Annotated in this window: 27 protein-coding genes and 1 pseudogene; 20 read left to right on the forward strand and 8 right to left on the reverse strand. The window is 68.1% G+C overall.

The window, feature by feature from the left end; all coding sequences use genetic code 11:
* The first annotated feature begins 155 nt into the window (after nt 1-155).
* A complete protein-coding gene (locus ASF26_RS22320; RefSeq protein ID WP_082477726.1) occupies nt 156-2,174 on the forward strand; it encodes a calcium-binding protein in 2,019 nt (672 codons plus the stop codon).
* 318 nt (nt 2,175-2,492) lie between these two features.
* Here ASF26_RS22320 and ASF26_RS22890 read toward each other — a convergent pair whose 3' ends face one another.
* Genes ASF26_RS22890 through ASF26_RS20525 form a run of 4 tightly spaced genes read right to left on the reverse strand, consistent with a single transcriptional unit; the run spans nt 2,493 to nt 7,899 of the window.
* On the reverse strand, nt 2,493-2,984 hold the full coding sequence (locus tag ASF26_RS22890; protein ID WP_156463077.1) for a hypothetical protein: 492 nt from the start codon (nt 2,982-2,984) through the stop codon (nt 2,493-2,495).
* Nucleotides 2,985-2,997: 13 nt separating this feature from the next.
* Complete coding sequence (locus ASF26_RS20515; RefSeq protein WP_056258608.1) at nt 2,998-6,162, reverse strand: ATP-binding protein; 3,165 nt, start codon at nt 6,160-6,162, stop codon at nt 2,998-3,000.
* Complete coding sequence (locus tag ASF26_RS20520) at nt 6,159-6,869, reverse strand: hypothetical protein (protein ID WP_056159682.1); 711 nt, start codon at nt 6,867-6,869, stop codon at nt 6,159-6,161. Before ASF26_RS20520 ends, ASF26_RS20515 begins: the two co-directional genes overlap by 4 nt.
* 13 nt (nt 6,870-6,882) lie before the next feature.
* Nucleotides 6,883-7,899: a DUF559 domain-containing protein gene (locus tag ASF26_RS20525; protein ID WP_056258610.1), complete on the reverse strand. Its 1,017-nt coding sequence runs from the start codon at nt 7,897-7,899 to the stop codon at nt 6,883-6,885.
* Between the two features lie 245 nt (nt 7,900-8,144).
* Here ASF26_RS20525 and ASF26_RS20530 point away from each other — a divergent pair, with 245 nt between their 5' ends.
* The 6 genes from ASF26_RS20530 to phnE (ASF26_RS20555) all read left to right on the forward strand — a co-directional run bounded on the left by ASF26_RS20530 (nt 8,145) and on the right by phnE (ASF26_RS20555) (nt 13,069).
* Nucleotides 8,145-8,810, forward strand: a complete 666-nt coding sequence (locus ASF26_RS20530) for a DUF1045 domain-containing protein (protein ID WP_056258614.1) — start codon at nt 8,145-8,147, stop codon at nt 8,808-8,810.
* A gap of 11 nt (nt 8,811-8,821) precedes the next feature.
* On the forward strand, nt 8,822-9,451 hold the full coding sequence (locus ASF26_RS20535; protein ID WP_056258618.1) for a DapH/DapD/GlmU-related protein: 630 nt from the start codon (nt 8,822-8,824) through the stop codon (nt 9,449-9,451).
* Nucleotides 9,452-9,540: 89 nt separating this feature from the next.
* Nucleotides 9,541-10,344: a phosphonate ABC transporter ATP-binding protein gene (phnC, locus tag ASF26_RS20540; protein ID WP_056258621.1), complete on the forward strand. Its 804-nt coding sequence runs from the start codon at nt 9,541-9,543 to the stop codon at nt 10,342-10,344.
* 29 nt (nt 10,345-10,373) lie between these two features.
* A complete protein-coding gene (phnD, locus tag ASF26_RS20545) occupies nt 10,374-11,300 on the forward strand; it encodes a phosphonate ABC transporter substrate-binding protein (RefSeq protein WP_056258625.1) in 927 nt (308 codons plus the stop codon).
* A 42-nt stretch (nt 11,301-11,342) separates the two neighbouring features.
* Nucleotides 11,343-12,221 carry a phosphonate ABC transporter, permease protein PhnE gene (phnE, locus tag ASF26_RS20550; protein WP_056258630.1) on the forward strand — a complete coding sequence of 293 codons (879 nt, stop codon included), beginning with the start codon at nt 11,343-11,345 and terminating at the stop codon, nt 12,219-12,221.
* The gene (phnE, locus tag ASF26_RS20555) at nt 12,218-13,069 is read left to right on the forward strand and encodes a phosphonate ABC transporter, permease protein PhnE (protein WP_056258633.1); all 852 of its coding nucleotides are present in this window, start codon (nt 12,218-12,220) and stop codon (nt 13,067-13,069) included. The genes phnE (ASF26_RS20550) and phnE (ASF26_RS20555) overlap by 4 nt, the downstream gene beginning before the upstream one ends.
* Nucleotides 13,070-13,108: 39 nt before the next feature.
* On the opposite strand, the pseudogene ASF26_RS22325 reads toward phnE (ASF26_RS20555), so the two are convergent.
* Nucleotides 13,109-13,996: pseudogene (locus tag ASF26_RS22325) on the reverse strand (LysR family transcriptional regulator); the annotation flags it as partial.
* Between the two features lie 89 nt (nt 13,997-14,085).
* Between ASF26_RS22325 and ASF26_RS20570 the strand changes: the two are divergent.
* On the forward strand, nt 14,086-14,529 hold the full coding sequence (locus ASF26_RS20570; protein ID WP_056258643.1) for a PACE efflux transporter: 444 nt from the start codon (nt 14,086-14,088) through the stop codon (nt 14,527-14,529).
* Between the two features lie 92 nt (nt 14,530-14,621).
* Here the strand turns inward: ASF26_RS20570 and phnF are convergent, their stop codons facing one another.
* Complete coding sequence (gene phnF, locus ASF26_RS20575) at nt 14,622-15,368, reverse strand: phosphonate metabolism transcriptional regulator PhnF (protein ID WP_056258648.1); 747 nt, start codon at nt 15,366-15,368, stop codon at nt 14,622-14,624.
* Between the two features lie 120 nt (nt 15,369-15,488).
* Between phnF and phnG the strand changes: the two genes are divergently transcribed.
* The 9 genes from phnG (at nt 15,489) to ASF26_RS20620 (ending at nt 22,535) form a co-directional block, all read left to right on the forward strand.
* Nucleotides 15,489-15,932, forward strand: coding sequence for a phosphonate C-P lyase system protein PhnG (phnG, locus tag ASF26_RS20580; protein ID WP_082477727.1), 444 nt, complete (start codon nt 15,489-15,491; stop codon nt 15,930-15,932).
* Entirely contained in the window at nt 15,932-16,558 is a 627-nt protein-coding gene (phnH, locus tag ASF26_RS20585; protein WP_056258654.1) for a phosphonate C-P lyase system protein PhnH, read from the forward strand. The genes phnG and phnH overlap by 1 nt, the downstream gene beginning before the upstream one ends.
* On the forward strand, nt 16,549-17,664 hold the full coding sequence (locus tag ASF26_RS20590) for a carbon-phosphorus lyase complex subunit PhnI (protein WP_056258657.1): 1,116 nt from the start codon (nt 16,549-16,551) through the stop codon (nt 17,662-17,664). Before phnH ends, ASF26_RS20590 begins: the two co-directional genes overlap by 10 nt.
* Nucleotides 17,661-18,548 carry an alpha-D-ribose 1-methylphosphonate 5-phosphate C-P-lyase PhnJ gene (locus ASF26_RS20595; RefSeq protein WP_056258661.1) on the forward strand — a complete coding sequence of 296 codons (888 nt, stop codon included), beginning with the start codon at nt 17,661-17,663 and terminating at the stop codon, nt 18,546-18,548. The genes ASF26_RS20590 and ASF26_RS20595 overlap by 4 nt, the downstream gene beginning before the upstream one ends.
* Complete coding sequence (gene phnK, locus ASF26_RS20600) at nt 18,545-19,333, forward strand: phosphonate C-P lyase system protein PhnK (protein ID WP_244476020.1); 789 nt, start codon at nt 18,545-18,547, stop codon at nt 19,331-19,333. Before ASF26_RS20595 ends, phnK begins: the two co-directional genes overlap by 4 nt.
* 11 nt (nt 19,334-19,344) lie before the next feature.
* Nucleotides 19,345-20,058 carry a phosphonate C-P lyase system protein PhnL gene (gene phnL, locus ASF26_RS20605; protein ID WP_056258664.1) on the forward strand — a complete coding sequence of 238 codons (714 nt, stop codon included), beginning with the start codon at nt 19,345-19,347 and terminating at the stop codon, nt 20,056-20,058.
* Between the two features lie 29 nt (nt 20,059-20,087).
* Nucleotides 20,088-21,230, forward strand: a complete 1,143-nt coding sequence (locus ASF26_RS20610) for an alpha-D-ribose 1-methylphosphonate 5-triphosphate diphosphatase (RefSeq protein ID WP_056142148.1) — start codon at nt 20,088-20,090, stop codon at nt 21,228-21,230.
* The gene (phnN, locus tag ASF26_RS20615; protein ID WP_200925971.1) at nt 21,230-21,766 is read left to right on the forward strand and encodes a phosphonate metabolism protein/1,5-bisphosphokinase (PRPP-forming) PhnN; all 537 of its coding nucleotides are present in this window, start codon (nt 21,230-21,232) and stop codon (nt 21,764-21,766) included. Before ASF26_RS20610 ends, phnN begins: the two co-directional genes overlap by 1 nt.
* Nucleotides 21,767-21,914: 148 nt before the next feature.
* Nucleotides 21,915-22,535: a pyridoxamine 5'-phosphate oxidase family protein gene (locus ASF26_RS20620; protein ID WP_018043928.1), complete on the forward strand. Its 621-nt coding sequence runs from the start codon at nt 21,915-21,917 to the stop codon at nt 22,533-22,535.
* Between the two features lie 24 nt (nt 22,536-22,559).
* On the opposite strand, the gene ASF26_RS20625 is transcribed toward ASF26_RS20620, so the two are convergent.
* Both ASF26_RS20625 and ASF26_RS20630 read right to left on the reverse strand, forming a co-directional pair.
* Nucleotides 22,560-23,594 (reverse strand): AraC family transcriptional regulator, encoded by a 1,035-nt coding sequence (locus ASF26_RS20625; protein WP_056258671.1) that lies wholly within the window; start codon nt 23,592-23,594, stop codon nt 22,560-22,562.
* A 108-nt stretch (nt 23,595-23,702) separates the two neighbouring features.
* Nucleotides 23,703-24,599: an AraC family transcriptional regulator gene (locus tag ASF26_RS20630; RefSeq protein WP_162240234.1), complete on the reverse strand. Its 897-nt coding sequence runs from the start codon at nt 24,597-24,599 to the stop codon at nt 23,703-23,705.
* Here ASF26_RS20630 and ASF26_RS22970 point away from each other — a divergent pair.
* The 3 genes from ASF26_RS22970 to ASF26_RS20640 all read left to right on the forward strand — a co-directional run bounded on the left by ASF26_RS22970 (nt 24,582) and on the right by ASF26_RS20640 (nt 25,943).
* Nucleotides 24,582-24,854 carry a hypothetical protein gene (locus ASF26_RS22970; RefSeq protein WP_162240235.1) on the forward strand — a complete coding sequence of 91 codons (273 nt, stop codon included), beginning with the start codon at nt 24,582-24,584 and terminating at the stop codon, nt 24,852-24,854. The genes ASF26_RS20630 and ASF26_RS22970 overlap by 18 nt on opposite strands.
* Before the next feature lie 35 nt (nt 24,855-24,889).
* A complete protein-coding gene (locus tag ASF26_RS20635) occupies nt 24,890-25,513 on the forward strand; it encodes a response regulator (protein WP_056258679.1) in 624 nt (207 codons plus the stop codon).
* A gap of 184 nt (nt 25,514-25,697) precedes the next feature.
* Nucleotides 25,698-25,943 (forward strand): hypothetical protein, encoded by a 246-nt coding sequence (locus tag ASF26_RS20640; RefSeq protein WP_056258682.1) that lies wholly within the window; start codon nt 25,698-25,700, stop codon nt 25,941-25,943.
* Nucleotides 25,944-26,119 lie beyond the last annotated feature (176 nt).

Genomic DNA, 26,119 nt, shown 5'->3' on the forward strand with positions numbered 1-26,119 from the left:
GTGATTTATTTGGCACTTCACGTGTAAGCAGAGAATATTTATAGTTTGAGGCGAAATCGTAAGGCTTGGGCTTCTAAGGCTAAAGCGCCTCGTTGCCGAATGCATAAACGACAAACTGTGCGTATAAATACTTTCTATTAGAGCGGAATATGTAAATGTCTTCGATTCGATACACCTACCTCGCAGATTATGATGAAAATAATTCTGCGCCAATTGGAAATTACGGCGTCAATATATCCGAAGAAATATCAACTAGGTCGTATTATATTGTCGCTACAGGCCAAAATAGTTTTTGGTTGAGCGATGGTCGTACTAAGCTATACTTTTCTGGCGTAGATGACGTGAACGTAGGTAACTACAATTCTAGCCTGTTTGTTGATTTTTCCGATCGGACGTGGGGCGTCAACGTCTCAGGGGGAGTCTTTGGCGATATCCTTTATGGCGGTGTCGAGCATGACATTCTGAACGGGGACAACGGCAACGATGTGCTCTGGGGCATGGCTGGCAACGACACGCTAAATGGCGGAGATGGTGACGACATCCTCGAAGGCGGCGCTGGCGGAGATGCCATCAACGGCGGAGGTGGCAACAATTGGCTTAGCTTTGAACACTCCACGGGAAGTACACTCCTCAGCCTTAGTTCAGGTCGTGGTTTTGTCGGTGATGCTCAAGGTGATACCTATCTCAATATTCAGAATGTCAGGGGCGGTTTAGGCTCGGATAGCATTTATGGTGACTACAGAAATAATGTGATAGAAGGTGGCGGCGGCTTTGATTATATTGATGGAAGCGACGGCGTTGATTCCGCTGTCTACAGTCGATCGTTATCTGCAGTTTCAGTAGACCTAACAGGAAGCACTCGAAATTCGGGTGGGGATGCCCTGGACGACACGCTCATCAATATCGAAAATATTTCTGGTAGCGCTTTTGGCGATAGACTAACAGGAAATGGCGGGGACAACACCCTAACTGGTGGAGGCGGCAATGATACCTTGGTGGGTATGGGTGGCGCTGACACACTCGAAGGTGATGAAGGTGATGACCGATTATTGATTAACTGGACGCCTTCCGCAATTGATGGCGGAATGGGGACGGACGTTTTATTTGTAGAAAATAACATATTTGGGAATGATATCTACCTTACTGACGAAAACTTTGCCAATATTGAGAAAATTTACGTTCGGAATGAAGCTGCTCTCAATATGAGTGGCGTAAATATTAATGGTAGTGGCATCGGGGCGACCATTGTATCTCAAAGTTCGGCCAACTCATACGTCGACATCACCGGAACGCATGCTGACGACATCATCGCCGGGGGTAAAGGTACCGATATCATTCACGGCGATGCTGGCAACGACGTCATTACGATCAGTCGCATGCCAATGCTCATTGATGGAGGTGCTGACAAAGATAATCTTTCGCTGCAAGGGGGCGGCAAATTCTTTTTCACCGACATTAGCCTTGTGAGCATTGAGACAATATATGTCGGCAGGGGTGTGTCCCTAGACCTTGGCGGCGTCACCTCCGGCGCAAACATTGTCTCACAAACTTCGTCGGGAAGCTCTTCAGCCATTACAGGCAGTGGTGGTGCCGATACGATTACAGCGGGCAAGGGCGCCGATACGATCCATGGCGGGAATGGTGAAGACCGACTCACTGGCGGTAGTAGCATTAGCGCAACAGGACTGAGCACGCTTTTCGGAGATGATGGAGCCGACGTTATTAAAGCGGCTAAGAGCAAGCTTGAGGCTCATGGTGGTGCTGGTAACGATACCTTAATTGGTGGCGTTGGTGGAGGCGCGTTGTCGGGCGACGCAGGCAACGACACAATCAAGGCTGGCGCGACCGGCTTGGTAATCGACGGTGGCATTGGTTCTGACAAGCTTTTTGGCGGCTCGGGCGAGGATACCTTCCGCTTTCAGGCCGGCTTTGGCAGAGACAGTGTTTATAAATTTCAGATTGAAAAAGATCACTTCGACGTTTCTGCCCTCGTTGATAGTATGCAGGGCATCAATATCAGCGAGCTGAATGGTGGCGCCAACACACTTATCACATTCGACGGCGCCGGATTGGGAAACAAAATAATTCTATACGGTGTCGATGCCGAATCATTGAAGGCCACCCATTTCGGATTACTTGAACCAGAGGTGGGGAGCGGTCTGCTTCTCTCGTAGGCCCGGGAGCGTCTAGCCCTTCTCGAAGGCCCGGCCGGATCACTCCGCGCTGGGCTTTTTTGGTCCTTGTCTGCTCTGGGTTGGTGCGGGATGCGCGACAAATAACCGTTTGAAATCATATGGGCTGAAATTCCCGCACCAGGGGATATAGCCCTTGATTTCAATAGGTTATTTCACTTCTGCCGGGCCCACCACTCACTCCCCGCGAACGACGGAAATTCCGTTTCGCGGGAGACATTCGCAGTCTCAAGGATTTACCGAACGGTTGCCGTTTGGGGACGCTTCTCCGAGGCGCGCTGAGATTCCAAATCGGGGCGATTAGGGCCATTTTTTCGCCTGTGCGGCTTCCGCAACCTTTTCCGGCGCGTCGCGGAAGATCGGTTCGCTGACGTGCGAGCTATTCCCGTCATTCGGACTGGACTGGCGCTGCGAACCCAGCGGAGCGGCCAGGGTCGCAAGGCCGCCGTGGCGGTGCACTTTTGACCTCCTGCCAACTGCCTCGGAAATTGCGGGATTGCGCCGGCGGCAGCAGACCCGCTGCCCGACCATGGCAGTGCCCATCCTCATGATCGACGTGAGGCTCCACGCGCTGCTCGAGGCCGCAGCCGAATGCACGATCGGCTGATTGCCCCTCCTGCCGGGGTGAACACCGGAGGCGCGAAGGCACTGTTCGCCGAACTGCGCAAACCTGCCCAGCTTCCGCAAAAGGACGATGGCTCCCAGCCGATCGGCCTTCTCAAATCCTGACGCGCCCGAGGCGCACCATGCGAGTGGCACCGTGCCCCCCGCTTCCATGCCCGGCCGGCGCATGGCAGCCGCGGGGTCATGCGGAGGCGATCGATCGCCTTGCTATCATGACGACCTGATCGGGGGTCGGCGGGTTGGCCGGATGGTGGCTCAGGCACAAAGGTGTGCGCAGCTTTGCCGGCTTCCCCGATCCCTCGGTGGCGAAGTAGAATTCGCCCGCGCCGAGTTTGCCGATGTCGCTGGCCGCGCCGCCGCTCGCCGCCATGATCTCCTGGGCTGCGGCGATGGTCGCGGGTGCGCTCTGGCGGCCGAAGAACTGCGTCGTGCAGTTCGAGACGATTTGGTTGTGCAGGCCCTTGGGCACCTGGGTCGCAACGACCATGCCCAGCCCGTACTTGCGTCCTTGCGCCACGAGCTTGATGCCGCTGCCGAGACTCGGACAGGCTCTTTGCGACGGCAGGAAGGTCTGCGCCTCGTCCACGACGTAGAGCATGCCGCGCGGGCTCGGATGCGTCTTGATCCAGCCGAACAACGTCATCTGCAGGCGATTTACGAAGTCCTCCCGCGCCGCCTCCGAGGCGAGACCGGCGAGGTTGATCACCGAGATGCGGGTGCGCGCCGGGTCGGAGCCGAAGAACAGGACCTGCGGGTCGAGCACGCTGCCCCTGGCTTTCAGGAGCGGGTTCGTGGCCACGGCCGCGTGCAGCTCGTCGGCCATCCCGGCGGCGATCCTGGTCGCGCCGCCGATCTCGCTGACGCCGTCCGGCAGGTCGGCGAGCAAGGCGGTGAAGTCCGCGAGGCTGCCGCCGCCACGCTCGGCGAAGCGGCGCAACGCGTCGGCCAGCACGCCGCGCTGGATCGTCTTCCTCGCACCGGCGAGGGGTCCCACGGTCTCGGCCGCCATCTCGACGGCTTGTCCCCGCTCGTCGGCGTCCTCGCCGAGTCCCGAGAAGTCCGGCAGGACGGACAGAAACAACGGATTGCCGGCGGAGACTCCGGGCGTCCAGACCACCACCTCGACGCGCTCGGCGTAGCGGGCGGCCTTGTCGGCGTCCTCCGGGGTGAAGGCCGTCGGCCGCTCGGGCCAGGAATCGCCGAGCCGCGACAGGTCGTTGTTCGGATCGACCACGATGGCGGGGATGCCGGCGAGCGCAGCCTCCTCGACCAGTCGGCGCACCAACACCGTCTTGCCCGAGCCGGAGCCGGCGATGATGGACGTGTGCCGCGGCAGCAACCGCAGCGGAAGTGACACCGGCGGCGCGTCCGGCGTGAGGCGATGACCGACCGGGATGGCGTCGGGCAATACGGTCGGAGCGGGCTTGGAAGGAGCCGTCGGCGGCTTTGCCGCGTCCGGGTTCTCCCTCGGCATCCGCACCACGGAAGTCGCACTCGTGTCGACGATCCCGGTGGAGTCCGTCCCGTCCCCGAGGACGGGGATGTCGGCTCCTCCCGACTCCGCCAGGCCGGCCTGGCGAAAGAAGGCGGTGGCGCGCACGAACCTGTGCGCCCGCAGCCAAGCCTCGAACCGGTCCTGCCGCCCCTCCTCGGCGGAGCTCGCGTGCAGGTCGCGCAAGGCGACAAAGGTGCGCAGGTCGTCCTCCACCGGGTCGATCAGCACACCCTTCGCCTCGAGGAAGGCGTCGAACAGCTGCTTCGTCTTGGCGCCGCCGGGCACCGGAGCGCGGCGCACGATCACCAGGCTTCGGTCGGGCATGCGTGCCGAGATGCCGGAGGCGGTCAGCGCGGCACGCAGGCGCGCCTGGAAGGCGATGGCGTTCTGCTGCAGCAGCGCGCGGTAGCACACATGCCGTTCGTGGTCGTTCCGGTCTCGGTCGATCAGGATCAGCCGGCCGTGCAGAGGCGGGATCTTCTGGTCGGGTTCGCCCTTGCTCGCCACGTCGAGCGCATCGTCCGGATCGTCCTCGAGCGCGTAGAGGTCGAAGGCCGTGCGCAGGATCTCCCCGAGGGCCGCCTCCTCGTCCAGCAAACCGGCGATGTCGGCGTTGCGCTTGGCCCGGTCGAGGTCGAACACGGCGTCGGCGGTCGCGTCACGCGCCTGCCCGTCAGGGGCTTGGACGAGGTTGTCACACACGGTGACGGCCCCTTGCGCGAGGCAATCGCGCCGGAAGGCGTCGCAGCGCATCAGGAGCGTGCGCGGCATCATGCCGGAGCGGGCCGAGTCCGCGATCGCGGCGTCGCTGTAAGGCCAGGTCGGGTAAGGGGGCTCGAAGCCCGCCTCCGCATAGGCCGGGGCAAGCCGGGCGCGGATCAACGCCGCCGCTGCGGCCCGGTCGTTCATGCCCTGCAGCACGACGGGCGTCACGTATCGTTGCAGCAGCGGCGTCAGGGCCCGCTCCTCCAGCCGCTCCCACGAGTTCCGGAGGCAGGTGATGACCGTCATGCCGCGGTGACGGACATCGTGGAGTTCGAGCAGGCCGGAGGCGAGCACCTCCGCCAGCCCCTGCCTTCCCTCGAACTCGTCCTGTCCGACGAAATGGCCGGCGTCGATCACGCCGTCGATCTGGTCGACGGCGACCAGGATCGGACCGCTCAGGCTCATGATCCACGACATGCCCTCGACGAGTTCCTTCGGCGTGGGCGGCGGGCGGAGAAACCCGAGTTCGGCGCGGGCGACCGGGTCGGCGTCGTAGCCCTGCAGCCATGCATGGGCGAGGCCCACGGCGCCGAAATCGTTCGAGCGCAGCAGACACAGGGCGCGGAACACGTCCTGGTGCTTGAGCGCGCTCCCCATGTCGACGCTCATCAACGCCTTGACGAGGAGGACGACGATCTTGCGCGTGTCGACGTCGGGGGTGTTGAATGCCTCCTCCACATGCCTTTCGACCTTGAACTGGCGCGCCACCCCGGCCAGCACGGCGTCGGATTGGCGCCGGCCGTCCGGCATCTGATGCAGCATGGCGGTGAGGAAGCTCAGCGCGGCGCTGCGCCAGAACTCCGACAGGCCGAGGACGTCGAGCATCACGAACCAGCTGCCCGAGCGCCAGGCCTCCCGTCTCAGTTGCCCGACGAGATGCGTCTTCCCGACGCCCGACGGGCCGATGAGCACGCGCCCCATCGCGCGGGAGGCAGGACCGGGCGCCTCCCTGTGCAGATCCGCGATGATCCCGGGTGGGAGCGCATCGTTCGGGCCGCCGGTCGGCTCCACGTCGAGCCACACGCTGTCGAGGGTGCGCACCCAATCGAAATCGACCCGGCGCAGGGCGTCGAGGGCGTCGCTCATGACTGGATCCAGATGAAGTGGAACGGTTCGCCCGCCGGGCTGAACGCCGCTTCGCGCTCATCGGCGGAGAGCGACTTCGGATCGCTGAGCTGGCTCAGCCGCGCCGTCGGATCGCCGGCCAGGATGGCCGCGAGCCCGGCATCGACGGTGGCGCGGTCGAGTTCGCTCAGATGCGCGCGCAGCGCGCTGAGGCGCACGGCCTGTGCCTTCTGCCCCTCCGTGAGCGCGAGATAGGCGGCCTCGATGCGGGCGCGCACCTGCTTCTTCGTGAGCTTCCTTGGCTTTGCCGAACCCGGTGGTGCCGCCTTCGCGGTGCGGCTGCGTGTGGGCTTTGCAGGGAGGGACTCGGCAGAGGGGGACTCGGCAGGACGTGGCCCGGGCGTCGCCGGCGTGCCGATGAGGCCGGCCAGCGTCTCGCCAGTCGTGGCGAGATGCCGGTCGATCCGCTCCAGCCAGTCCTGCAGGACGCGGAAATTCGCAGGGAGCGGGTCGCGCAGGTGCTGGCCGGCCCAGTTCCAGCCCCCGTCCGTGACGGTCAGCCGGATGGAGCGACCTTGCTTCTCCTCGGAGAGGTACCGCCCGGAGACCAATGCCCTGCGATCGGCGGCGTCGACCTTGGGCACGACCTCGCTCTGCAGGGCACTGCCGTGCTTGCCCAGCAGGCACCAAAGGATCAGCGCCTGCTTCGGCGTCGGCGTCTGGCTCATCGGATCGAACCCCTCATGTCGCGTCTATCGGTAGGCTGCGGAGCCGGACGACGGAGCGGATTTTCTCGATGGCCCGTCGAAGATCGGCCTCGACCTGCTCGTTGGTGATCCGCAGCACGAGGTAGCCCGCCGTCAGCAGGGTATAGTCCCGGTGGCGGTCGTCGGCGTATCTCGCAGCGCTGCGGTGCTCGGGGCCGTCGAGTTCCACCACGATGCGGTGCGAGCGACAGAGCAGGTCGACCCGCGGCGGCTGCCCCCAGTCGCCGACGGGCACGGGTTCGTTGCAGCAGAACAGACCGCGCAGTTCGGCGTCCTGCTGCAGGGCCGTCTCCACCCGCTGCTCGATCGCGCTGGCGGGATGAGCCTTCGAACGCGGCGGGAGGAAGCGCTCGGCGACCGGAGGGGGCTCGCGCACGATCTCGCAGGCACCGTAGAGGATGCGATCGTAGGGGGTGGAATCGGGCGGCCACGCCGGCAGCGCCATGACGATGGCCGCACCATGGCCCATGCACCATTCCAGCGCCTCGATCACCGGTGCGGCACGGCCCGGCGATGCGGGATTGATCTCGCCGATCAGGACGACGCCGGACGGGTCGATCGCGTGCAGCAGCTGAACGAACTGGATTTCCCGCGCGGCTTCGCGGAACCGAGGCGGGTGGCCGGCGCCGGCCCGCCGCCGTGCCGCCCTGAGCCAGGGACCGGACACGATCGGATCGACAGAGTGATCCGTGTCCGCGAGGCCGCCGTCATCCCGCCCATGCCAATGCGGCCAGCGGCTGAGCGCGAGATGGGCGAGATCATCGAGGAGGCGGTCGAGCACCGCCGCACCGGTTCGCAGACCGTCGGTGACGAGCAGGAACGCGCCGCGGGCGTGATCGTCATCGGTGGTGATGGCTTGGGCGATGCCGTCGCAACCGATGTCGACGACGACGAGCCGACGGCCCGGCGCCAGCCGGAAGACTCGTTCGGCGAGTTCGGTCCACTCCAGGCGCGGCCTCGCCGTGTCGCCGAAAGCGGCAGCCGGTTTCACGATGAAAGACTTACGCTGAGACTGTGCATCGCGCGTCGGGGCGTCCTCGATCTCCTGTGGTCGATCAGGGAGGCAGACCAGCACAGGTTGTCCTTCTTGGCTACCCGACCGCCCATGTGACGAAGTATCAGGCCTGGCAGGCCACGGCGGACCTCTCTTCTTCGGCACCCGGCCTGTCATATCAGCGTCCGGGCGACGGACTATGAGCGCTTCGGCCCGTCGCGCACAGCCGAGGAAACGTTCCTTTGGACGAACTTGCCCGATACGCCCTGTATTTCACTCCCGCCCCGGGCTCGGCGCTCGCCGCGTTCGGCGACGCGATCCTGGGAGCCGGCCCGGCGCCCGGTCCGGACGCGCTCCGGGCCATCCTCGCGGCCAACACCGCCGAGCCGCGCGTCTACGGGTTCCACGCCACCCTCAAGGCGCCGATGCGCCTCGCCCCGGACGCGACCGAAGCCGATCTCCTCCATGCGGCCGAGGCTCTGGCGGCCCACCGGAGCCCCCAGCCCGTCGGCCCCCTGCGGGTCACCGCCCTCGGGGATTTCATGGCCCTGGTGCCGGAGGCCCCCCCGCCCTCTCTCGGTCTCTTCGCCGCCGAGTGCGTTTGCGCCCTCGATCCGTTGCGCGCGCCCCTCACCCCCCCTGAGCGCGCCCGCCGCCGACCCGAGCGCCTCGATCCCCGTGGCCGGGCGCTGCTGGAGCGCTGGGGCTACCCGCACATCTTCGAAGAGTTCCGTTTCCACATGACCCTGACCGGCCGCCTTGGCCCGGAGGAGCGCGCGACCGCTCTGCCCTTGCTGGCCGAGGCCGCCGCGGACCTACCCGACCTGGTGATCGATGCGGTGAGCGTCGTCGTCCAGGACGGCGCGGCGCCGTTCCGCCTCCTGCGCCGCCTGCCCTTCTCGCCCTGAAGGACACGCCGATGGTCTCCGATCGCCTCGGCCTCGAACCGGCCGTCCACCCGACCGCCGAACTCTCCCGGTGCCGCCTCGGCCGCTACACCGAGGTCGGCGCCCGCACGCGCCTCAGCGAAACGAGCCTCGACGACTATTCCTACATCGTCGAGGACGGACAGGCGAACTACGCGACCATCGGCAAATTCTGCTCCATCGCGTCGCATGTGCGGATCAACCCCGGCAACCACCCGATGGAGCGGGCCTCCCAATCCCATTTCACCTACCGGGCCAGCGCCTACTGGCCGGGCGAGGAGGACGAGCCCGCCTTCTTCGCCCGGCGCCGGGCCCTGCCCGTCACCATCGGCCACGATGTCTGGATCGGGCACGGGGCCGTCATCCTGCCAGGGCGCAGCATCGGCACCGGGTCGGTGGTCGGCGCGGGCACGATCCTGACCCGGGATGTCGCGCCCTACACCATCGTGGTCGGTAACCCCGGCCGCGTCGTGCGTCGCCGGTTCACCGAGGCGGTCGCCGAGCGCCTGCAGGCGCTGGCCTGGTGGGATTGGGACCATGCGCGCCTCCGCCGGGCCCTGCCGGACTTCCGCGCTCCGTCGATCGAAGCATTCCTGGAGCGTCACGAGAGCGAGGTGCAATAATCCCGGCAATTGCTTAGCCGGAGAATAGTCATTCTACTGTCGTGCAGAGCATGTCTACCAGCGTTCGACATGAAACACTGGGCCCCCGCATGCTGATCCTCGAAGGTCTTGCCCGCCATTACGGCGACCGTCGCGCGGTGGACGGCGTTTCTCTCGCCATTCCCCGCGGCCAGTTCGTCGGCGTCATCGGGCGCTCGGGCGCCGGCAAGTCGAGCCTGCTGCGGATGATCAACCGCCTCGCCGAGCCGACGGGCGGCCGCATCCTGTTCGACGGTCTCGACGTCACGGCCCTGCATGGCCGCGACCTGCGGCGCTGGCGGGCGCGCTGTGCGATGATCTTCCAGCAGTTCCACCTCGTCGGTCGCCTCGACGTGTTGAGCAACGTGCTGATGGGCCGGCTCTCGGAGGTTCCCCGGCATCGCTCCCTGTTCAAGCTCTGGTCCGAACGCGAGCGCGCCCTCGCGCTGGCCGCCCTCGACGAGTTCGGGATGGGCGACTTCGCCTGCCACCGGGCCGACCAGCTCTCGGGCGGCCAGCAGCAGCGCGTCGCCATTGCGCGGGCGATGATGCAGGCCCCGGACCTCATCCTGGCCGACGAGCCCGTGGCCTCCCTCGACCCGCGCAACACCCGCATCGTCATGGACGCGCTCGCCGAGGCTAACAGACGCCACCGCATCACCGTGCTGTGCAACCTGCATTCCCTCGATCTCGCCCGCGGCTATTGCGACCGCCTCGTCGGCCTCGCCGACGGACGCCTCGTGTTCGATGGCGCGCCCGCCGACCTCACCGAGGATGTCGCCCGCCAGCTCTACGGGCTCGAGGCCGGCGAGGTCCTCGACGCGCCCGCCGCGCCGGCGCGGCCCCGGACCTGGCCCGCCGCCCTCGTCGCCTGATTCCTCACCACCCCATCCGGAAGATTCCCATGCTGACCCGTCGATCCCTCGCCGGAGCCCTCGCGCTCGCCCTCCTCGCCGTCCCGGCCGCCGCGCAGGATTGGAAGGCGGCCTATCCCGAGCTGACCCTGGCGGTGATCCCGGCCGAGAACGCGTCGGGCACCACCGATCGCTACGCGCCGATGACCGCCTACCTGTCGAAGGCCCTCGGCGTGCCGGTGAAGCTTCGCATCGCCAACGACTACGCCGCCGTGATCGAAAGCCAGCGCGCCGGCAACGCCCAGCTCGCCTTCTACGGCCCCGCCTCCTTCGCCCGTGCGGTGATGACCGGCGTCAAGATCGAGCCCATCGTCAACCAGAAGCACGACACCGGCGCCTCGGGCTACTACTCGGTGATCTACGTGCGGGCCGACAGCCCCTACAAGACGATCGAGGACCTGAAGCGCAAGAACCTCGCCCTGGTCGACCCCAACTCCACCTCCGGCAACCAGGCGCCACGCTTCTTCCTGCACAAGGCCGGCCACCCGGTCGACGCGCATTTCGGCAAGACCGTCTATGCCGGCAGCCACGAGAACGCCGTCCTCGCCCTCGTCCAGGGCACGGTGGAGGCGGCCGCCAACCTCTACAACACCGACACGGACACCATGGTGACCCGCATGGCCGCCAAGGGCATGCTCAAGAAGCCCGACGGGACACCCCTGACGCAGGCCGATTTCCGTGTCGTGTTCAAGTCCGACTTCCTGCCCGAGGGGCCCTTCGCCATGCTGGCGAGCCTGCCCGACGACCTGAAGGCGAAGATCCGCGACGCCCTCGTGGCGATGCCGACGGCCGACAAGGCGGCGTTCGACCGGCTCTCGGACGGCAAGGACCAGGGTTTCACCGCCGTGACCCTGAAGGACTACCAGCCGATCATCGAGATGCTGAAGTTCAACGACGACCAGCGCCGTAAATCTTGACCGGACCTGTCCCGATCCACGCGGCACCGCCGGTAACGACCGATGCCTGAGCGGATCACGCCCCTGCCCCCGCATCGGGCCTCCGCCCTGGCGGGGGCCTACGAGGCTGCCGTCGCCGCCACTCGGCGCCGGACCTGGGCCGGCCTCGCCGTGATCGTCGTCCTCGCCGGGCTCGCCGCTTACGCCGCCGAGGTGCGTCCCCTGGTGCTCGCGGCCAATATCGGCCGGTTCACCGACTACATCGCCCAGATCCTGCCCCATCTGACCCTGGCGAACCTGCCGGGGGACCTCGCCGAATGGTACTGGGGCTGGCCGAAATGGCTGGCTCTCCTGGGCGAGACCCTGCTGATGGCCTATCTCGGCACTCTGCTGGGGGCCATCGGCGGCGTCCTCCTGTGCTTCTCCGCCGCCGCCAACGTGACCGGGAGCCGGACGGCCTGCTTCCTGGTGCGGCGCGGGCTCGAATTCTGCCGCACGGTGCCCGAGATCGTGTTCGCGCTGCTCTTCGTCATCGCCTTCGGCCTCGGGCCGATGGTGGGCGTTCTGGCGCTGGCGATCCACACTACGGGGGCGCTGGGAAAACTGTTCTCCGAGGTCGTCGAGAACATCGACATGAAGCCGGTGGAGAGCCTCACCGCCGCCGGGGCGGGCCGGATCGAGATCCTGCGGTTCGCGGTGCTGCCGCAGGTGCTGTCGAACTTCGTCTCCTACGGGCTGCTGCGATTCGAGATCAACGTGCGGGGCGCGGGCGTCATGGGCTTCGTCGGCGCCGGCGGTATCGGGCAGGAGCTCCTCGTGGCGATCCGCAACTTCTACTACGCCGACGTCAGCGCGATCCTGGTCCTGATCATCCTCACCGTGATGGCGATCGACCTCGGCACCGAGCGCCTGCGCCACCACCTCCTCGGGAGCCTGCGATGATTGGACCCGAGATCGATCCGGCCGAGATCGCCGCCCTGCGCCGACGCTTTCCCGACAGCTTCCGCCCGGCCTGGCGTACCCGCCTCCTCGCGGGTCTCGCCCTCGCCGCCCTCGTCGCTGTGGCCGGCTACGCGCTGGTGCGCCTCGATTTCTCCGCCGCCCGCCTTCTCAATGGCCTCGGCCGCCTCGGCGAGTTCAGCCTCATGATGCTGCCGCCGGAGACCGGCGGGCGAGCCTGGGCCTTCCTGCAGGCGCTCGCCGAGACCCTCGGTATCGCCTTCATCGGGACGCTGACGGCGGCGATCCTGGCGTTTCCCGTGGCGTTCCTGGCCGCCCGCAACGTCGTGCCCAATCCCTTCGTGCATTTCACCGTCCGGCGCGGCCTCGACGTGGTGCGCTCCGTCGACGTGCTGATCTGGGCGCTGATCTGGATCAACGTGGTCGGGCTCGGTCCCTTCGCCGGGGCGCTCGCCATCGCCTGTGCGGATTTTGGGGCGCTAGGTAAGTTGTTCTCCGAAGCGGTCGAGACCGTCGACGGCAAGGCCGGCGAGGGTGTCTCCGCTTCCGGCGGCGCCGAATTGCACCGCATCCGCTTCGGCCTCATCCCGGCGGTGCTGCCGGTGCTCGGCAGTCAGGTGCTGTACTTCTTCGAGTCGAACACCCGCTCGGCCACCATCATCGGTATCGTCGGCGCGGGCGGCATCGGCCAGTACCTGACCGAGCTGATCCGTGTCCTCGAACTGCGTCAGGTCGCCTTCCTGATCATGATGATCCTCATCACCGTGGCGATCATCGACGCCGTCTCCGGCCGCCTGCGCCGGGCCCTGATCGGCGGCGCGACGACCTGAGCGGGAGGTCTGCCCGGCCCTCCCCGTCAGCCCGTCCCGCGAGACGGGGCCGATCCGTTCCGCCGCGAAGCGTTCGCGCAGCCAGGTCGCGGCGGGGCCGCAGGGTCGTTGCTTGTGCCAGACCAGTTCCAGGGCGATGGGCCAGTCGCCCGCGTCGAACTGCAGGTCCGGCGTGACCAGGTGCGGCGCGGTGAGGGATGCGGCAATGACGTGGTCGGTGACGAAGGCCCAGCCGATCCCGTGCTTGACCATCTCGAGGATCACCCAGTGGCTCTCCACCCACCATACCTCGGCGGCCACCCGCAGGCGGCGCTTCTCCGGCCCGTCGCTGCGCGCGGCGACCAGGATCTGGCGGTGGCGCTTCAGCTCCTCCCACTCCACCCGCGCTTTGGCGAGCGGGTGGTCGCGCCCGCAGACGAGCTTGAGCGGCACCCAGCCGATGGTCTGGAAGCCGAGCTCCGTGGGCAGCACCTCCTGGCGCCACATCACGCCGAGATCGGCGGCGCCGGACTGCACCATGCGGCTGACATCCTCCATCAGCGGGAAGAGCAGTTCCAGCTCGACGAAGGGGAAGTGCCGGGCGAAGTCGGCGAAGAGGGCGCCCAGCGCATGCTCGGGATAGAGCTCGTCGATGGCGACGACCAGCCGGTTCTCCACCCGTTGCTCCAGGCTGCTCGCCAGGCCGATCAAGTGCTCGCGCCGGTCCAGCACCACGCGCGCCTCCAGCAGCAGCCGCTCCCCCGCCGGGGTGAGCACCGGGTTCCGGCCCGCCCTGCTGAACAAGGCCACCCCGAGATCCGTCTCCAGGTTCGCCACCTGGGTGCTGACGGCCGACTGCGCCTTGCGCAGCACGCGGGCGGCGCCGGAGAAGGAGCCGGCTTCGGCGGCCGCCACGAAAGCCTGGAGCTGGTCGAGCGAGACGGCCATCTATCTGATCCTCAGATGCGTCCTAACTTGCCGGACGCGGTATGGCAGATAGAAAGCCACGAACCAACGAGGCTTTTCGAGACGAGACCATGCGCAGCACCCGTGACCGTATCCGCCACGCCCTCCTGTTCGAGATGTTCGGGCTGGCCCTCATCGTCCCGTTCGGCACCGTGCTGTTTGGGCTGCACGCCTCCGACATGGGGGTGATCGGCATCGGCAGCGCCCTGATCGCGACGGCCTGGAACTACGTCTACAATCTCGGCTTCGATCGGGCGATGCAGCGGCTCGTTGGGCACACGCGCAAGGGCCTCCTCCTGCGGGTGGGGCACGCCGTGCTGTTCGAGGCGGGCCTGCTCATGATCCTGCTGCCGCCGATCGCCTGGTATCTCGGCATCGGCCTCGCGCAAGCCTTCTTCATGGATCTGGCGATCGCGGCCTTCTACGTGGCCTACGCCTTCGTCTTCAACCTGACCTACGACCAAGCTTTTCCCCTGCCGAACTGGGGCAAGGCCGCAGCCGAGCCGTCCGCCTGAACCGCAGTCGAGCCGTTCCGCCAGCGACGTATTTGCGGGGGCCACGCGCCCGGTCGCCTGGGTCGACGATATCGTTGTCGCGCAGACGCCGATCACTCCACCACCAACTCCACCCGGTCGGCCGCGAAGAGGCTGCGGGTGGCCTGGATGCGCTGGCCGTCGCCGTCCACGTTCACGCTCGACAGGACGATCAGGCTGCGGCCGGGGGCGATGTCGAGGCGGGCCGCCTCCTCGGCCTCGGCGGGGCGGGCGCCGATCCGGGTCGAGAGCCGGGTGTAGTCGGCGACCCCGTAGCCAGCATAGGCGCGGGTGATCGAGCCGCTGGCGGCGTAGGCCGCGTCGAAGCCGGAGAAGCGCGGCAGGGGCAGGCAGGTCCGGGCCGTCGAGATCGGGGCGCCGTCGGCCCGGTGCACGGTGTGGAGTTCGAGGATCGGTGCGCCGGGGGCGATCCCCAGGGCCTCGGCCCAGCCCGCATCGGCGGGCACCGTCGCGGCCGCGATCAGGTCGCCCCAGGCCTCGCGGCCCGTGCGCGTGACGATTTCGGAGAATCGGGTCCGGGGACCGATCGGATACGGGATCGGGCCCTGCTCCACGAAGCTGCCCTTACCCTGCGTGGTGCGCACCAGACCGTCCTCGGCGAGTACGCCGAGCGCCCGGCGCACCGTGTGCCGGTTCACGCCGAAGCGCGCGGCGAGCGCCGATTCGGCCGGCAGTTGCGCCCCGGCGGCGAGTGCCCCGCTGCGGATCTCGCCCGCCAGCGCGTCCGCGATCTGCCGCCACGCGGCGAGACCGCCCCCGCGCCGGAGCGCTGTCACGGGCCTGTCGCCCACCTCATTCATGGATCGCTCGCATAACCTGCCCGAGACTCCTTGCGCCAGATCATCCTCTTGTCTATACATATAGACATGTTTGGAGACCGATCGATGCCGAGTGCCAGCCAAACACCACGTGAGCCCGGGATGCCAGACCCCGCAGCCCGCCGGCATGCGATGGAGCGGGCCGGCCAGGCCAGCCCGGCCGAGTTGCTGGCCGCCCTGGTGCAGGCCGGAATCACGCCCGAGGCGGAGGATCTGCGCCCGGCGGAGACCGGCCTCGTGATGGTCCGGGGGCGGATCGGCGGCGACGGCCGGCCCTTCAACGCCGGCGAGGCCACGGTGACGAGAGCGGCGGTGCGCCTGCCCGGCGGCGAGACCGGCTTCGCCTATCATCTCGGACGCGACCGGGATCGCGCCCGCCTCGCGGCCATCCTCGACGCGCATTGGCAGCGCCCGGAGGCGCGCCCCGCCCTCGATGCGGCATTGACCGCCATCGCCGCGCGCCGGGCGGAGGCGGCGCGGCAGGCCGCCCGCAAGGTGGCGGCGACCCGGGTGAACTTCTTCACCCTGGCGCGGGGAGAGGATTGATGGCGCATACCCTCGCTCCACAGCTTGCCCATGGCTTCGCCGATCCCGTCCATGAGGGGCAGGCGGTGTTCCGCGCCGCGATGGAGGCTCTGAGCCGGCCCGGCCGCATCCGCCCCCTGGACATCGCCCTTACGCCACCTGCCCCGCTCACGCCGGAACTCGCGGCCGTGGCGCTGGCGCTCATCGACGCCGACGCGCCGGTCTGGCTCGACGCTCCGCTCCGGGCTGAACCGGCGGTGGCCGGCTTCCTGCGCTTCCACACCGGAGCGCCGATCGTCGCCTCCCCTGGGCAGGCCGCCTTCGCGCTGATCGCCGATCCCGCCCGTTGCCCGGCCTTTACGGATTTCGCGCAGGGGACCCCCGCCTACCCGGATGCCTCCGTCACCCTGATCCTCGCCGTCGAGACCCTGTCCGACGCGATGGGGCTCGCGTTTGCGGGGCCGGGCATCCGCGGCACCGTGCGCCTTGATGCCGGCCCCCTGCCCGCTGACTGGGCGTCGCGCTGGGCCGCGAACCATGCCGGCTTCCCACTGGGCGTCGACTGTCTCCTCGTCGCGCCCGGGCGCCTCGCCGGTCTCCCGCGCTCGGCCCGCCCCGTTACCCCGGAGGCAATCCCATGTACGTAGCGGTGAAGGGCGGCGAGGCCGCCATCGACAATGCCCACCGGCTGCTGGCCGAAATCCGGCGCGGCGACCCGGCGGTGCCCGACCTCACCGTGGCGCAGATCCGCGAGCAGATGCGCCTCCTCGTCGACCGGGTGATGACCGAGGGGTCGCTCTACGATCCCGACCTTGCCGCCCTCGCCCTGAAACAGGCCCGCGGCGACGTGGTCGAGGCGGTGTTCCTGGTGCGGGCCTACCGCACCACGCTGCCGCGCTTCGGCGCCACGGAGGCCCTCGACACCGGCGCGATGACCCTGGCACGGCGCATCTCCGCCACCTTCAAGGACTTGCCCGGCGGCCAGGTGCTCGGCCCGACCTTCGACTACACCCACCGCCTCGTCGATTTCGCCCTGGCCGACGGCGCCGTCCCCGAACCCGCCGCCGAGGCCGAGCCGGAGGCCGATGCCGCCGCTTGCCCGCGCGTCACCGATCTCCTCGGGCAGGCCGGCCTGCTCGAACCCTCGCCTCCGGACGACGGCGCGCCCGTGGGCGACCTCACCCGCGAGCCCGTGGACTACCCCACCGACCGCGCAGTGCGGCTGCAGGGACTGGCGCGGGGCGACGAGGGCTTCATCCTGGCGCTGGGCTACTCGACGCAGCGCGGCTACGGCCGCACCCACCCCTTCGTCGGCGAGATCCGGGTCGGGACCGTGGAGCTCGAATTCACGCCGGAGGAACTCGGCTTCCCCGTCAGCCTCGGCACGGTCGACATGACCGAGTGCCAGATGATCAACCAGTTCCACGGCCACGGGGCGGTGCCGCCGCAATTCACCCGCGGCTACGGCCTCGTCTTCGGCCAGGGCGAGCGCAAGGCCATGGCCATGGCGCTGGTGGACCGCTCCCTGCGGGCAGCCGAACTCGGCGAGGCCGTGGTGGTGCCGGCCCAGGACCAGGAGTTCGTGCTGGCCCATTGTGACAGCCTGCAGGCGACGGGCTTCGTCGAGCACATGAAGCTGCCGCACTACGTCGACTTTCAGGCCGAACTGGAACTCGTCCGGCGCCTGCGCGCCGAGCACGCCGCCCGGACGGCCGAGCCGGACGAACCCACCCTGCGGGAGGCCGCCGAATGAATTCGCAGGTCCAAATCCAGGTCACGCCGTCGCCGGGCACCGGCTACAACTTCGCCTATCTCGACGAGGGCACGAAGCGGATGATCCGCCGGGCCATCCTCAAGGCCATCGCGATCCCCGGCTACCAGGTGCCCTTCGCCGCCCGCGAGATGCCGATGCCCTATGGCTGGGGCACGGGCGGAGTGCAGGTGACGGCCGCGATCCTGGGCGCGTCCGATGTGCTCAAGGTGATCGACCAGGGCGCCGACGACACCACCAACGCGGTCTCGATCCGCCGCTTCTTCACCGCCACCGCCGGGGTCGCCACCACGACGCGCACGGCCGAGGCCACGGTGATCCAGACCCGCCACCGCATCCCGGAAGCGCCGCTGGCCGAGGGGCAGGTGCTCGTCTACCAAGTGCCGATCCCCGAGCCGCTGCGCTTCCTAGAACCGCGCGAGACCGAGACGCGCCAGCTCCACGCGCTGGCCGAATACGGCCTCATGCATGTGAAACTCTACGAGGACATCGCCCGCCACGGCCACATCGCCACCACCTACGCCTACCCGGTGGAGGTGGCCGGCCGCTACGTGATGGACCCCTCCCCGACTCCGAAATTCGACAACCCCAAGATGGACGATTGCCCCGCGCTCCAGCTCTTCGGCGCGGGCCGCGAGAAGCGCATCTACGCGATCCCGCCCTACACGCGGGTGCGCAGCCTCGATTTCGAGGACCATCCGTTCCGGGTCCAGAGCTTCGACCGCCCGTGCGCGCTCTGCGGGGCGGGGGACGTCTACCTCGACGAGGTCGTCCTCGACGATGCCGGCGGGCGGATGTTCGTCTGCTCGGACACCGACCATTGCGAGACCCGCCGCGCCGACGGCCACACGGGAGAGGCCGCGTGATCGAACCCCTGCTCCCCGAACCTTTGCTTAACGTCGACGGCCTGACCAAGCGCTACGGCCGGCGCCTCGCCTGCGACGGCATCGGCTTCACCCTCGATCCCGGCGAAGTGCTGGCGGTGGTCGGTGAATCGGGCTCCGGCAAGTCGACGCTGCTGTCACTCATCGCCGGCGAGGTCGCGGCCGATGCCGGAACGGTCTCCTACCGGATGCGGGACGGCGTGACGCGCGACCTCGCCGCGCTGAGCGTCGTCGACCGCCGCGCTCTGATGCGCACCGACTGGGGATTCGTGCGCCAGGACGCCACGCAGGGGCTGCGCATGGCGGTCTCGGCCGGCGGCAATGTCGGCGAGCGCCTGATGGGCGTGGGGGACCGCCATTACGGACGCATCCGCGCCACCGCCCTCGACTGGCTCGCCCGCGTGGAGATCGCCCCCGACCGAGTCGACGACCCGCCGACGCGCTTCTCCGGCGGCATGCGCCAGCGCCTGCAGATCGCCCGCAACCTCGTCACCGCGCCCCGCCTCGTCCTCATGGACGAGCCGACCTCGGGCCTCGACGTCTCGGTCCAGGCCCGCCTCCTCGACATGATCCGGGGGCTGGTGGCCGAGCTCGGCCTCGCGGTGATCATCGTCACCCACGACCTCGCCGTGGCACGCCTGCTCTCGCACCGCGTCCTCGTCATGCGGGCTGGCCGGGTGATCGAGACCGGGCTGACCGACCAGGTCCTCGACGACCCCCAGGCGGCCTACACCCAGCTCCTCGTCTCCTCGGTGCTCGCCGCATGACGTCCCCCTTCATGACGTCCCTTCCGCCCGTCCTCGCCTTCGACGACGTGGCCAAGAGCTTCACCCTGCACCTGCGCGGTGGCGCCGTGCTGCCGGTGATCGCCGGCGCGACCCTCGCGGTCCATCCCGGCGAATGCGTCGTGCTCGGCGGCGCCTCGGGCGCGGGCAAGTCCTCCCTCCTCAAGATGGCCTACGGCAATTACCGCTGCGACGCGGGCGCGATCCGGGTCCGCGACGGAACCCGCGTCATCGACCTCGCCACTGCCGCGCCGCGCGAGATCCTGTGCCTGCGCCGCACGACGCTGGCCTACGTCTCGCAGTTCCTGCGGGTGATCCCCCGCGTCGGCGCCCGCGCCGTAGTGGAGGCCGCCGGAATCGAAGGGGGATTGGCCCCCGAATCGGCCCAGTCCCGCGCAGCCGACCTGCTCGCCCGCCTCAACCTGCCCGAGCGCCTGTGGGAGCTGCCGCCCGCGACCTTCTCTGGAGGCGAGCAGCAGCGGGTCAACATCGCGCGCGGTCTCATCGCCGACCGGTCCATCCTGCTCCTCGACGAGCCCACCGCCTCCCTCGATGCCGAGAACCGGGCCGTCGTGGTGGAGCTCATCGCCGAGAAGCGGGCGGCGGGCGCCGGCATCCTCGGCATCTTCCACGACGCGGATGTCCGCGAGGCGGTGGCGACGCGCATCGTCGACGTCGCCGCCTTCCGCGGGGCGATGGCCGCATGAACCGGATACAGGATCGGGAGCAGACAGGCATGACGGACCGGGTCGAGATCCTCGAGAACGCGCGCCTCGTTCTGCCCGACCGGGTCGAGACGGGCTGGCTCGCGGTTGTCGACGGGCGCATCGCCGAGATCGGCACGGGACGTGCCCCCGAGCGCGGCCTCGACTGCGCCGGCGACACGATCATCCCGGGCCTGATCGAGCTCCACACAGACCATTTGGAGAGCCACTACGCCCCGCGCCCCGGCGTGCGCTGGCACCCCCTCGGGGCGGTGCTCGCCTACGACGCGCAGATCGCTGCATCCGGCATCACCACGGTGTTCGATTCGCTGCGCGCCGGCACCGACCCGGATGGCAGCGGCCTCGGCACCGAGCTCGAGCTCCTGGCCGCCGCCCTGGCGGAGGCGCGAGGGGCGGACCTGTTCCGGGCCGAGCACCGCACGCACCTGCGCTGCGAGATCCCCTCGACCGACGTGGTCGAGACCGTGCGCGCCTTCGCCGGGCGCTATGCCATCGGCCTCCTGTCGCTGATGGACCATACGCCGGGCCAGCGCCAGTTCCGGGATGTGGCCAAGTACTACGTCTATGCCGGGCGCGGTGGCCGCTCCCTGGAGGAGATCAAGCTCAGCACCGAGCGCAAGATGCGCGATGGCCACGCCCTCAATGCCGTCAACCGCCCGGCCCTCGTCGCCCTGGCGCGGGAGCTCGGCATTCCGCTCGCCAGCCACGACGACACCACTCTGGCCGACGTCGCCCTCTCCCGCGATGAATCGGTGGCGATCGCCGAGTTTCCCACTACCCTCGAGGCGGCGGAAGCCTCGCATGCGGCCGGCATCACCGTGATGATGGGGGCGCCCAACCTGATCCGGGGCGGCTCGCATTCGGGCAACGTCGCGGCCCAGACCCTGGCGGAGGCCGGCTATCTCAGCATTCTGTCCTCGGACTACGTGCCGGCGAGCCTGCTGATGGCGGCGTTCGGATTGCCCGAGCGCGTGCCCGGCATTGCCCTGCCGGACGCCATCGCCACGGTGACGGCCAACCCCGCGCGCGCCACCGGGCTGACCGATCGCGGCCGTCTGGAGCCGGCTCTCCGCGCGGACCTCGTCCGCGTCCGTCTCGCCCGGGGCGTGCCGGTGGTGCGCCAGGTCTGGCGCGCCGGCACGCGGGTGGTGTGATGCCCGGCGGCTTCGTTCTCGTCGTCGGCCCGAGCGGGGCCGGCAAGGACACCCTGCTGCGCCTGGCACGCGAGGCCCTCGCCCACGAGTCCCGCTTCGTGTTCCCGCGTCGCCTCGTGACCCGCGCGCCCTCGGCGCACGAGGACAATGTCGCGATCTCGGAGGAGGCGTTCACGGACGGAGCGGCCTCCGGCGCCTTCGCCCTGCATTGGCGTGCGCACGGCCTCGGCTACGCCATCCCCGGCGAGACTTTGGATCACGCGCGAGCCGGACGCGTGGTGGTCTGCAACGTCTCACGCCGTATCGTCCAGGCGGCCCGCCTCGCCCAGCCGAGCGTCAGCGTCGTGTCCGTCACGGCCTCGCCCGACATCCTCGCCCGCCGTCTCGCCGCGCGGGGCCGGCCGGAGGATGGGGATTTGCGCGCCCGCCTCGACCGCGTCGTTCCGATCGAGGCCGAGTGCACGATCCGGAACGATGCCGACCCGGACAGCGCGGCGGCCGAGCTCATCGCGCATCTGCGTGAGCGGGCGGCCTGAAGGTTCGACTCCGGCTCCCGGCTCGCACTCCATCGAGGCCGTAGGTCCCGGGGCCGAGCCGGCGACGGAATGCCGTCGCTCTGCTTCGGCCGCCCCGCTTCATGCGAGAGGGGTAGAGCCCATCCATTGGCCAAGAGGTGTACGAGCGATGGCAGTGATCGAAACGGTGGAGGGACTCGAGCGCATCTATGGGGAGTGGGGCGCCGTCGCTGACGCGTCCACCGCCAAGGTCGCGGACCACATCACCCCGCATTACCGGCGCTTCATCGAGGTCGCGCCCTTCGCGACCCTCGCCACCGCTGGTCCCGAAGGCCTGGACTGCTCTCCCCGTGGTGATCGTCCAGGGTTCGTCCGCGTCGCTGATCCCCGCACGCTTCTCTTGCCCGATCGCCGGGGGAACAACCGGATCGACAGCCTCCGCAACGTCGTGCGCGATCCGAGGGTGGGGCTGATGTTTCTGATCCCCGGCATCGGCAACGCCCTGCGGGTGAATGGCCGAGCGGTCATCGACGACGATCGAACCCTGTGCGCGTCCTTCGCCGTCGATGGCAAAGCGCCCCGCACCGTGATGGTCATCACCGTTGGGGAGGTCTACTTCCAGTGTGCTCGCGCCCTCATCCGATCCGGCCTGTGGCAGCAGGCCAACCACGTAGACCCAAAGACACTGCCGTCGCCCGGGCAGATTCTGGCCGAACTGAGCCATGGTCGAGTCGGGGGCGAGGTCTACGATTCGACGTGGGCTGAAAAGGCCAAGCACACCATGTGGTGATCGAGGACAGGCGGGCGCAGGTCGTCAGCCACCGCCGCCGACCACCGACTCCACCGGGCCAAGATCGCGCGACGCGTGCCGCGAGTCCGGTTCCACCCGGCGACGCCAGCGTCCCGGGGTCGTGCCCTGATCCTTGGCGAAGGCGCGGGTGAAGTGGCTTTGATCGGCGAAGCCGCAGGCGAGCGCGATGTCGGCGAGCGTCCGATCTCCCTTCCGCATCATGGTCTTGGCCTGGGCGATGCGCTCCCGCGTCAGCCAAGAATGGGGGGCGATGCCGGTGGATTGGCGAAAGGCGCGCGCGAAGTGGCTGACGGAGAGCCCGCAGGATTCCGAGACCGTCTGGAGGTGGATCGGCCGGGCGAGATCGGAGCGGATATGGTCCTGGGCGCGACGGAGTTGCCAGGGAGCCAGGCCGCCGCGAACCGTCTCGGGCGCGGGCTGGAGCGACGTATAGGTCCCGAGAAGATGAGCCGCGACGGCGCGGGTCAACTGGCGGCGGATGACGTCGGCCCAGCGATCCTGCCGCGCCAGCGTTTCCCCGACACTGACGGCGAGGTTGTGCAGGGCGGAATCCGCCAGGACCGCGCCGTAGGCCGGCACGAGTTCATCGAGGGGATCGGCGTCGAGGATGCCCAGATCCTCGGCCACCCGCTTCAGACGTCGACTGTCGAGCCCGATCAGGAGGGTTCGCTTCGGTGTTCGCACGATGCAGGTCTGGCGCAGATCATGGAGGATCGCCTCCCCCGCGCGCAGGACCATCGGGGGCTGGCCCCCCTCGACGACCTCCCGGTGCGGGGATCGCCCTTCCGTCTCGCCGAGCCGGACCTGGAGGATGAGCGCATCGTGCCGGTCGACCCGGAGGCCGCCGGCCATGCCGTCCCGCCAGCCGAGGACGATGGCGCCGTCCGACCAATCGTCGGGCCGGATTCGCGCCTGGCGGACGGGGTCATGGGACATGCCGCCGAACCGGACGTCGCGCGTCGGGGTGGGGCGGAGAGAGGCCGGCGCCGGCGGCACGGCACTCGGCGCATTCCCTTCGTGGACAAGCGTTCGAAGCATGTCTGTCTCCCATCGTACGATGGCGAGATGCTAAACGGCCAAGCTAGGACCCGTCTTTCGCGAGGCTGCGGTGGCGTGTCCAAATCCTGCGGTTCGCGGGACCGGCATTCATGAGGCATGCTGCCTGTACTCGCCCGGCGTCTTGCCGATGACGCGCTTGAAGGCCGTGTTGAACGCGCCCTGGCTCGAAAAACCGGACGACAAGGCGATGTCGACCAGCGGGATCTTGGTGTCGTTCAGCAACCGCCGTGCGCGAGCGAGTCTTTCCTCGCTGACGAAAGCATAGGGCGTCCGACCCGTGACGCGTTTGAACATGCGGCTGAAGTGGAAGGGGCTGAGGCACGCCACGGCGGCGATCTCGGCCACGGAGAGGTCCCGTTCGAGATTGTCGCGGATGAACGCCACGGCGCGGTCGATCCGATCCGGGCCAGCGGTCTCCGTGGCGGGGCGCACGCGCGTGTCCGGCCGGTCGTGACCGTAGGCCTGCGCGACCCGCGCCGTCAGGGCGAGGGCGGCGGCCTCGACCATCATGCGGCCCGCCGAGCTTTCCCGGATCAGCTCCTGGTGGATCGAGAGCCCGATCTGGGCGAGCAACGGATCCTCGACGCCGGCGAGATAGCGTACCGTATCGGCACGGATGCGCGCATCGCCGTACAGCCCCGCGAGAGTCTCGAAGCGCTCCGCCGGCAGATAGATGTGGAGGATCTCGTCGAGGGGCGCGGAGATATGGATGTCGTCCTCGCCGACCCCCACGGGACAGAGCCAGATCGTCCCCGCCTCCACCGGCGTCCGCTGCCGGATCCCGGCCCCCTTGCGGCTGACATGCGCATCCGGGCTGCGCCGGATCGCCAGGGTGATCTCCATCTGGGCCGGGACGATGGCGGGCAGGTCGCCCGCCGGGTGGGACCGGACTTCCGCGGCGACGCCCTCCCAACGCCGCCCCGCCGACGAGGCGAAGAGACCGGCTTTCGGGAACTTGTGCGCGCCGTGCCGGTGAAGATCCATGCCGGCACCGTGCAAGCCGTGCGCGAAGACGGCTATTATACAGATGTATCGGATACCAGACGAGCTCTGTCCGCCATCGCGGCCGAGCCGGGCGGGCGAGAGGAAGCCGTCGGTCCTTTCGCGGTGGCCTGGCCGAGTCCCCACCCGATGCGGATCGCCGGGTATGGGCCATCGGAATACGCCGAAGCTCATGTCGAGGCGAAGGCAATCGTCAAGCTTGCAATCGCCATGCGACCCAAATCGTGTATCAGGTGAACGTATTCGCATCGGCGAGGTGCGCATCGAGAACCATGCCCGAAGCGACCGTTCATATCGTCGACGATGATCCGGTGCTACGCGAAGCGCTGGTGAGCCTCTGCCTGTCCGACGGATTGGCGGCGGTCGGGCACGGAGATCCCGGCGGACTGGCGCAGTCTCTCCGGCGCCGATCCCCCGAATGCGTCCTTCTCGACGTGCGCCTCGCCGAACAGAGCGGGCTGGCCGTCCAGGACTCGTTGCGCGCGGACGGCAATACGGTCCCGATCATCTTCCTGACCGGCTACGGCACGATTCCCATGTCCGTCCGCGCCATGCGGGGCGGGGCCGTCGAGTTCCTGACCAAGCCTTTCATCGCCGAGGTTCTGCTCGCCGCCATCCGCAAGGCGCTGGCGGCCGATGCCGTCGCGCTCGCCGACCGTCGCGCCTGGGACGACCTCTCGGCCAGGCTCTCCACCCTGACGCCCCGCGAGCGCGACGTGATGCGCTGCGCCATCGGCGGGTTGATGAACAAGCAGATCGCCGCCGAACTCGGCATCACGGAGATCACCGCCAAGGTCCATAAGCGGCGCGTCATGGAGAAGATGCAGGCGCGATCCCTCGCCGACCTCGTCCGCATGGCGGATCAACTCGGCGTCGCCGCCACCCGCCAGCGCTGAGAAAGAGGGGCAGCCGAAACCTTCGTATGAGGAGGCATAACCTAAGCATCGATCCGGTGATCCGCCGTATAATATTCAGGATCCTCCGACGGGCTAAGATCCGGACATGAACTCAGGGCTGCAGCAGAGATTTCGAGCGGCTCCGTTCTGTCCTCGAAACCAGTCCGACATCAGGAGACGCACCATGATCAAGCATCTCGCTGCCATCACCCTTCTTCAGCTTGGCCTGATGGCCCCTGCCCTGGCGATGCCGGAGCATCGTCCGTCCCACACCATCGTCGAGCGGGTCGACCTGGAGAGCGCCCCGCGATCCTTCGGAGAGCCGCAGGCGTCCCGGACCATCGACAGTTCGGCCAAGGGCGGCAATGCCGACGAGACCAACCACGCGGTTCCGAACTTCGGCACCACCTCGGGCGGACCCGCCGACTGATCCTCCGACCCATCGCGCCAGCGCGGTCCTCGAACCCGGGAGAGCGGCCATGAACCTTCTCATCAGACCGTCTCTCGCGGCCATTCTGGCGCTGGTGTCGACGATGCCCTTCGCGCGATCCTCCACGCCTCCGGCGGGGCCGATCGTGTCCTCTTGGATGGCGTCGGCTCCCATTG

The sequence above is a fragment of the Methylobacterium sp. Leaf93 genome (genome assembly GCF_001422345.1).
GTDB classification, from domain to species: Bacteria; Pseudomonadota; Alphaproteobacteria; order Rhizobiales; family Beijerinckiaceae; genus Methylobacterium; species Methylobacterium bullatum.

Coding starts and splice junctions, on each gene's coding strand:
- ASF26_RS22320 (WP_082477726.1), top strand. CDS start 156: ATGTCTTCGATTCGATACACCTACCTCGCAGATTATGATGAAAATAAT.
- ASF26_RS22890 (WP_156463077.1), bottom strand. CDS start 2,984: ATGCGCCGGCCGGGCATGGAAGCGGGGGGCACGGTGCCACTCGCATGG.
- ASF26_RS20515 (WP_056258608.1), bottom strand. CDS start 6,162: ATGAGCGACGCCCTCGACGCCCTGCGCCGGGTCGATTTCGATTGGGTG.
- ASF26_RS20520 (WP_056159682.1), bottom strand. CDS start 6,869: ATGAGCCAGACGCCGACGCCGAAGCAGGCGCTGATCCTTTGGTGCCTG.
- ASF26_RS20535 (WP_056258618.1), top strand. CDS start 8,822: ATGGTCTCCGATCGCCTCGGCCTCGAACCGGCCGTCCACCCGACCGCC.
- phnC (WP_056258621.1), top strand. CDS start 9,541: ATGCTGATCCTCGAAGGTCTTGCCCGCCATTACGGCGACCGTCGCGCG.
- phnD (WP_056258625.1), top strand. CDS start 10,374: ATGCTGACCCGTCGATCCCTCGCCGGAGCCCTCGCGCTCGCCCTCCTC.
- phnE (WP_056258630.1), top strand. CDS start 11,343: ATGCCTGAGCGGATCACGCCCCTGCCCCCGCATCGGGCCTCCGCCCTG.
- phnE (WP_056258633.1), top strand. CDS start 12,218: ATGATTGGACCCGAGATCGATCCGGCCGAGATCGCCGCCCTGCGCCGA.
- ASF26_RS20570 (WP_056258643.1), top strand. CDS start 14,086: ATGCGCAGCACCCGTGACCGTATCCGCCACGCCCTCCTGTTCGAGATG.
- phnF (WP_056258648.1), bottom strand. CDS start 15,368: ATGAATGAGGTGGGCGACAGGCCCGTGACAGCGCTCCGGCGCGGGGGC.
- phnG (WP_082477727.1), top strand. CDS start 15,489: ATGCCAGACCCCGCAGCCCGCCGGCATGCGATGGAGCGGGCCGGCCAG.
- phnH (WP_056258654.1), top strand. CDS start 15,932: ATGGCGCATACCCTCGCTCCACAGCTTGCCCATGGCTTCGCCGATCCC.
- ASF26_RS20590 (WP_056258657.1), top strand. CDS start 16,549: ATGTACGTAGCGGTGAAGGGCGGCGAGGCCGCCATCGACAATGCCCAC.
- ASF26_RS20595 (WP_056258661.1), top strand. CDS start 17,661: ATGAATTCGCAGGTCCAAATCCAGGTCACGCCGTCGCCGGGCACCGGC.
- phnL (WP_056258664.1), top strand. CDS start 19,345: ATGACGTCCCTTCCGCCCGTCCTCGCCTTCGACGACGTGGCCAAGAGC.
- ASF26_RS20610 (WP_056142148.1), top strand. CDS start 20,088: ATGACGGACCGGGTCGAGATCCTCGAGAACGCGCGCCTCGTTCTGCCC.
- phnN (WP_200925971.1), top strand. CDS start 21,230: ATGCCCGGCGGCTTCGTTCTCGTCGTCGGCCCGAGCGGGGCCGGCAAG.
- ASF26_RS20620 (WP_018043928.1), top strand. CDS start 21,915: ATGGCAGTGATCGAAACGGTGGAGGGACTCGAGCGCATCTATGGGGAG.
- ASF26_RS20625 (WP_056258671.1), bottom strand. CDS start 23,594: ATGCTTCGAACGCTTGTCCACGAAGGGAATGCGCCGAGTGCCGTGCCG.
- ASF26_RS20630 (WP_162240234.1), bottom strand. CDS start 24,599: ATGGATCTTCACCGGCACGGCGCGCACAAGTTCCCGAAAGCCGGTCTC.
- ASF26_RS20635 (WP_056258679.1), top strand. CDS start 24,890: ATGCCCGAAGCGACCGTTCATATCGTCGACGATGATCCGGTGCTACGC.
- ASF26_RS20640 (WP_056258682.1), top strand. CDS start 25,698: ATGATCAAGCATCTCGCTGCCATCACCCTTCTTCAGCTTGGCCTGATG.